The following is a 6,898-nucleotide window of genomic DNA, read 5'->3' as shown; positions in this document are numbered from 1 at the left end:
TTTAACAAATTAGCCGACAATGTTTCAAATGATAAAGTATTTAAAAAAGAAAAGAAGGTATTGTGGAAATGCGGTAATTGCGGATATATTTTTGAAGGTCCGAATGCACCCGAAAAATGCCCTGCATGTGATCATCCACAAGCACATTTTGAACTTTTTGTAGAAACTTATTAATATATTTATAGATACCGCGGTTTTTAGTACCGCGGTTTTTTATGTAATATTTGGTATTTACCTGTTTTGGGTTTACATAGGAAAAATGTTAAAGTATAATGTCAATATTGCATAGCCAAAATTTGCAGCTCACGGTTTAAGGTAAAACTTTGAGAAAATGAGGTAAATCCCTCCATTAAGGTCGGGATGACGGGGCAGCTAATGAGATCCCGGATCTCGGATGCCCATTATCTGATAGTATAAAGGAGTGTGTTGGCTTATGAAAATCAAAACATTTTTATCAATCATAATAGTATTACTATTGTTGGGAAGTACAACAAGTGTATTTGCTAATGAAGGTTATGCAATGTTAGAATATTTAAGCAAAGGAAGTGAGGTTGAAAAGCTTCAGCAGGAACTACAAAAAAGAGACTATTACCAAGGTGCCATAGATGGTATATATGGTATAAATACAGAAAATGCCGTTATCAAGTTTCAGATAGATAATAAACTTCGAATTGACGGTATAGCAGGAAGTCAGACCCAATCAGCTTTATTTAATAGCTCTCAACCATCTAAAGGCTCAACCTCCTCTGCTAATACCTATAGCCAAGATGACCTGTATTGGTTAGCTAGAATTATAGAAGCAGAAGCAGGTTCTGAACCATATAACGGTAAAGTAGCCGTAGGAAATGTAATTTTAAATAGAGTTAAATCCAAAGAATTTCCTAATACAGTCTATGGTGTGATTTTTGAATACTATGGCAGTATTCCTCAATTTAGTCCGGTAGCTAATGGCAGTATTTACAACAATCCATCGCAAGAAAGCATACAAGCTGCTAAGGATGCACTAAACGGAGCTAACCCTGTTGGAAATGCAACTTACTTCTTTAATCCCGCTAAAGCATCAGGATCTTGGATTGTAAAGAATAAAACCTATTTAAGCAAAATAGGTGGACATGCCTTTTATGCGTAATTTGAAATTACTAGGTGTAGACATATAAGTCTACACCTTTTTAATCTAAAACTACATCTAGTCTAATTCAATTGCTCCTGTATTTAATGCATAGTATCTACCTTTTTGTTTCATTAAATCGTCATGATCTCCACGTTCTATTATTTCACCATGTTCCAATACCATAATTGCATTGGAATCGCGAACTGTAGAAAGCCTATGGGCGATTACAAAGGTAGTTCTTCCTTCCATAAGCTTATCCATGCCTTCTGATATAAGCTTTTCCGTTCTGGTATCTACAGATGACGTAGCTTCATCTAAAATCAATATGGTCGGATTTGCTACTGCTGCTCTTGCAATTGACAATAACTGACGCTCCCCTTGTGAAAGATTTTGCCCATCAGCTGTAATCCATGTATCATATCCATCAGGGAGATGTTTTATAAAGTAATGGGCATTAGCTAGCTTTGCCGCTTCCTTAACTTCCTCATCTGTGGCATCTAGCCTTCCATATCTAATATTATCCGCTATTGTTCCTTCAAATAAATGAACATCTTGAAGAACTATACTCATGGTACTTCTTAAATCAAATTTGTTTATTCGTTTAATGTCTATGCCATCATAAAGTATATTACCTTCATTTATCTCATAAAATCTATTGATTAGATTTGTTATGGTAGTCTTCCCTGCTCCGGTAGACCCAACAAAGGCAATTTTTTGACTTGGTTTTGCATAAAGATTTATATCGTTGAGAATTTGCTTACCTTCTACATAACCAAAATCCACATCTTTGAAAGCAATATATCCTTTTAGAGGTACCATTTCAAATTCTCCATTTTTCATAGGAACCTTCCAATAGGATTTTTTATCATTTTTATCTTCAACTAATCTAATATCACCTTCGTCAATTTCGACTTCTTCATCTAATATGTTAAATATTCTTTCCGCACCTGCCAGAGCGGCAAACAATGTATTTAACTGATTAGAAACTTGATTTATAGGTCTGGAAAATGATCTTGTATATTGTAAATATGAAGCAATATTACCTACGCTCAATCTATCTTTCATTACCAAAAATGATCCAAATATTGATATAAGAGCATATAATATATGTGATAAATTTCCCATAATTGGCATTAACATAACCCCAAAGGTTGAAGCCTCAGTGCTTGATTTCCTTAAAAATTCATTTTTTGTACTAAATTCATCTATAGCACGGTCTTCATAATTAAATACCTTGACTACCTTCTGCCCTGACATCATTTCTTCTATATAACCATTCATATCAGCTAATGCTGCTTGTTGGTTACGGAAATTTCTTGCAGATCTTTGCCCTACGTATTTGACAAACAAAAGCATTATCATAAGCATCCCAACAACAATAATAGTAAGAATAGGGCTTAAAAGTAACATCATTACAAATGAACCGACTATCGTTACTACAGATAACGTAATTTGGGATACGCTTTGCTCTAAAGCTTGATTTAATATATCCACATCATTTGTAAATGTTGACATCAATTCTCCATGGGAATGAGTATCAAAAAATGAGATTGGTAGTTTCTCCATATGAGAAAACATATCCTGACGAATCTTATGAACTGTTTTCTGTGCAAGTCTTGCCATCAACAAATTACCTATATATTCACTTATAGTGACAGCAATCACAAGAATTCCCATATAGATAAGGTATTTTATAAACAATCCTCGATTATGATCACCTACCAAAGTGTCAATGATTGGGCTAAGCATAGCATTTACTCCTATTTGTGCTACTGAGCTAAACATTATAAAAAATATTCCACTGAAAAACATCATCTTATTGTATTTGAAATAACTGAATAATCTTACTAAGGTTTTCTTAGGGTTTTTCGCCCGTAACTGTCTTTGATTTGATTTATTGCTCATTCTCCAATCACCCCTTTCTGCTGTGACTCATAGATTTCCCTATAAACAGGAGATGATTTCATCAATTCTTCATGATTACCAATTGCCTCTATCTCACCTTCATGTAATACAATAACCCTGTTAGCATGCTGAATGGATGCGATTCTTTGTGCTATTATAATGGTTGTTACATCTCCAAGATTCTCTTTAAAAGCCCTCTGAATCTGAGCATCAGTTGCCATATCAACTGCACTGGTAGAATCATCTAAAATTATGACCTTAGGAGATTTAAGCAAAGCTCTCGCAATAGTAAGCCTTTGTTTCTGTCCGCCTGAGAAATTATCTCCACCTTGTTCGACTCTATGTTCCAGTCCATCTTCGTATTGCGAAACAAATTCCCATGCTTGCGCATGCTTCAAAGCAGCTATTATCTCTTCATCAGTAGCATTCTCATTGCCCCATTTCATATTTTCACGAATAGTTCCTGAAAACAAAGTGTTTTTTTGTAATACAAATGCTACCTGATCCCTTAAACTTTTAATATCATAATCTCTTACGTCTGCTCCTCCTACAGTCACAGACCCGTCTGTTGCATCATAAAGCCTAGGAATCAATTGCACTAAAGTAGATTTTGAAGATCCAGTAGAGCCAATTATCCCAAGAATTTCTCCGGAATTAACCTTAAAGTTTATATTTTTTAAGGTCTTTTCATTGCTTTTCAGATAAATAAAACTTACATTATCAAAACTTATTGACCCATCTTTTAATTCCTTGATTGGATTTGATTTTTCCTTTATCTCCGATTCGGTATTTAGAATTTCCAGTATTCTCTGCATAGATGCTGATCCACGTAAAAATTGCATAAAAAACATCGAAAGCAGCATAATAGCCATCATAACTTGCATAATATATGAAATAAAAGAAATTAGCTCCCCTCCGCCTAGACTACCTATGACTACCTGTTGACCGCCGAACCACAATATAGATATAATCGTAGAATATATGATAAGATTTAATATAGGCGAAACCAACAATGCAATAGAAATAGCCTCTAATGCAAGATCTCTTAATGCATCATTTCTTTCTTCAAATCTTCCTTCTTCGTGTTTTTGCCTGTTAAATGATTTAACAACTCTAATACCTGTAAGATTCTCTTGAATTATGGCATTTACTCTGTCAATTCTCGTTTGAAGCTTCAGAAACAAAGGCCTTGCTTTTTTTAATCCTATGAACATTATAATTACTGTAGTCGGTATAGCTATTAAAAATACTTTTGCTAAAGAGGAATTTATCTTAAAAGCCATAATTAATGCGAACAATAACAAAAATGGTGCCCTAATTGCCATACGAAGGCTCATCATTGTAACTTGACCTATTGTATTGCAATCGTTGGTAAGCCTGGTTATAAGTGATGATACTGTAAAATTATCCAAATTTGCAAATGAGAAATTTTGAACTCGTTTAAACGTTTCATTTCTTAGCTCTGCTGCAAATCCATATCCTGCCCTAGCTCCACAATAAGCACTTAAAACACCAAATACCATTCCGAAAACTGCTGATAAAACCATCAACAACCCGACTTTTACTATATAATCGATATCCCTATTTGCTATACCTATATCAACTATACGTGACATAAGATAGGGGATTACAATGTCTGTCACAACTTCCAATATCATCAATATTGGACTTAGTATGGCATATATCTTATACTTCTCCATCAAATGTATTACTTTTTTCAATTATATATCCCTCCTATTCCGTCTTACCCATTGAGTCAATATTAGTATTCATCCTGTCTAGATTTTTATTTATCTTAATCAATGACATTTGCAATTTTTTAAGCTCCTCTTCATCAAGTCCTTCGAACATATCCTTGTATTTTTTTACCACGTATTCTTTATAGTCATCTATCATAGAAATACCCAGATCCGTTATGACCAATCGATTGTATCTCATATCAGTTTCCAATGGAACTTGTTTGAGCATTTTTAACTTAATTAGCCTTTTTACCGCGTTGCTCATTGCACCCTCGGTAAATTTCATTTGCTGTGCCAATTCCTTTTGATTGGCATTTGGATTGTTGTAAATTCTCATTGTAAGAAATAAAAGTCCAAAGGATATTCCATACTCATCTATCTTATGCTGTAACACCTGAGATATTTTATGATGAGTTTCTTTTAGCTGAATCGCAACATCTGACTCATACATCTTACTACCACCTTTCAATTACTTTATCACTAAACTATTTAAATCGAATAGTTTAATGCTAAACTATTTTTGTCAATTTGTCAATACCTTTTTATCAGAAATTCAAGATGCCAAAAAATCTGAACCTCTAAGAACATACCCTACCCTTAGAGGTTCAAAACTAATAAATTATAATTAATAAAGCCTTCAAATGTATTTTTATTTGAAAACTTTACTCTTTATAACTTATACTAATGAAGTTAATAATTTTATTGTGGGTCATCAATACTTACAAAAATAGTTTTTTTCTTATTACTACCCTTATTAATAAGCGAACTATGTTCTTCTAAGAACTTAGTACTGATATTACCATCTTTAAAATCCCCATCTTTCATAATTTCAATCAATAAGGGTATATTTGTGTCAATACCTTCTATACACGTCTCTGTCAAGGCTCTGCACATTCTTGATATTGCTTCATCTCTATCCATACCAAAGGTAATTAACTTTGATAGCATAGAATCATAATAGGTGCTCACAGTATAGTCAGATTTTATTCCTGAATCCAGCCTAACACCAGGTCCACCCGGTGCTATATAATTGGTAATCTTCCCTGGTGATGGAATAAAATATTTGGTTGGATCCTCAGCATATATACGACATTCTATTGCATGCCCATTAAATTTTATATCTTCCTGTTTTATCTTCAATGGCTCACCAGCTGCAATGGCAATCTGTTCTTTAACTATATCTAGTGAAGTCACCATTTCGGTTATAGTATGTTCTACTTGTATCCTTGTATTCATCTCAAGAAAATAAAACTCTCCATCTTCATATATAAATTCCACAGTTCCAGCAGAATCATACCCTACTGAATTAGCAATTCTAACCGCGGTCTCACACATCTTTTCTCTAATTTCGTAAGATATAGCTAAAGACGGTGTCTCTTCTACAATTTTCATATGTCTTCTTTGTATAGAACATTCCCTTTCTCCCAAATGAATATAATTTCCATATTTATCACCTAATATTTGAATTTCTATATGCCTAGGTTTAGACAGATATTTCTCTAAGAATATGGAATCGTTGGCAAATAGGGAAATGGATGTGTTTCTGACTGCTACCAAGGCCTCCTTTAATTTATCCTGATGAGATACTAGTTTCATTCCAATTCCTCCACCGCCGGCAGCTGCTTTTACAAGAACTGGGTATCCTATACTTTCTGCTATCTTAGCTGCTTCTTCGTAACTCTTGATGGATGTTTCGCTGCCTTCTATAAGAGGGGTTCCCAAGTCAGCCATAAGTTTTCTAGCTTCAATTTTATCACCCATAAGCCGTATTATATTACTTCTTGGCCCTATAAAAGTTATACCGGCTCCCTCTACTGCCTCAGCAAACTTAGTTGTTTCAGACAAGAATCCATAGCCAGGATGTATAGCTTCGGAACCTGATATTTTGGCAATATTAATTATTTTATCCATATTTGTGTATGTCTCCTGCACTCTATTTCCATCAAGGCTATAGGCATAATCAGCTAAGATGGTATGCAGTGCATCTTTATCTGCATCTGAATATATAGCAACAGACTCTATCCCCATTTCTCTTAAAGCTCTTATTATTCTTACAGCTATTTCCCCTCTATTAGCTACTAATACTCTCTTAAACATGTCATTAAATCATCCTCCTGTTTTTTAACTTCCATACTTGTCGCGA

Annotated in this window: 6 protein-coding genes; 2 read left to right on the top strand and 4 right to left on the bottom strand. The window is 34.2% G+C overall.

Annotated features, from left to right (window positions below):
- The first annotated feature begins 60 nt into the window (after positions 1–60).
- Positions 61–174 (top strand): rubredoxin-like domain-containing protein, encoded by a 114-nt coding sequence (locus H8707_RS15200; RefSeq protein WP_394354626.1) that lies wholly within the window; start codon positions 61–63, stop codon positions 172–174.
- Positions 175–433: 259 nt separating this feature from the next.
- Positions 434–1,129, top strand: coding sequence for a cell wall hydrolase (locus H8707_RS02445; protein WP_262428565.1), 696 nt, complete (start codon positions 434–436; stop codon positions 1,127–1,129).
- 57 nt (positions 1,130–1,186) lie between these two features.
- Here the strand turns inward: H8707_RS02445 and H8707_RS02440 are convergent, their stop codons facing one another.
- The 4 genes from H8707_RS02440 to accC all read right to left on the bottom strand — a co-directional run bounded on the left by H8707_RS02440 (position 1,187) and on the right by accC (position 6,852).
- On the bottom strand, positions 1,187–3,016 hold the full coding sequence (locus H8707_RS02440; protein ID WP_262428564.1) for an ABC transporter ATP-binding protein: 1,830 nt from the start codon (positions 3,014–3,016) through the stop codon (positions 1,187–1,189).
- A complete protein-coding gene (locus H8707_RS02435; protein ID WP_262428563.1) occupies positions 3,013–4,737 on the bottom strand; it encodes an ABC transporter ATP-binding protein in 1,725 nt (574 codons plus the stop codon). The genes H8707_RS02440 and H8707_RS02435 overlap by 4 nt, the downstream gene beginning before the upstream one ends.
- A gap of 13 nt (positions 4,738–4,750) precedes the next feature.
- A complete protein-coding gene (locus H8707_RS02430) occupies positions 4,751–5,206 on the bottom strand; it encodes a MarR family winged helix-turn-helix transcriptional regulator (RefSeq protein WP_262428562.1) in 456 nt (151 codons plus the stop codon).
- Positions 5,207–5,454: 248 nt separating this feature from the next.
- Complete coding sequence (gene accC, locus H8707_RS02425; RefSeq protein ID WP_262428561.1) at positions 5,455–6,852, bottom strand: acetyl-CoA carboxylase biotin carboxylase subunit; 1,398 nt, start codon at positions 6,850–6,852, stop codon at positions 5,455–5,457.
- Positions 6,853–6,898: the final 46 nt, after the last annotated feature.

It is taken from the genome of Paratissierella segnis, from assembly GCF_014385195.1.
GTDB lineage: Bacteria > Bacillota > Clostridia > Tissierellales > Tissierellaceae > Paratissierella > Paratissierella segnis.
This window is presented reverse-complemented; position numbering and strand designations above follow the sequence as displayed.

Excerpts from the sequence above, each read along its gene's own strand:
- H8707_RS02445 (WP_262428565.1), top strand. The coding sequence starts at position 434 with ATGAAAATCAAAACATTTTTATCAATCATAATAGTATTACTATTGTTG.
- H8707_RS02440 (WP_262428564.1), bottom strand. The coding sequence starts at position 3,016 with ATGAGCAATAAATCAAATCAAAGACAGTTACGGGCGAAAAACCCTAAG.
- H8707_RS02430 (WP_262428562.1), bottom strand. The coding sequence starts at position 5,206 with ATGTATGAGTCAGATGTTGCGATTCAGCTAAAAGAAACTCATCATAAA.
- accC (WP_262428561.1), bottom strand. The coding sequence starts at position 6,852 with ATGTTTAAGAGAGTATTAGTAGCTAATAGAGGGGAAATAGCTGTAAGA.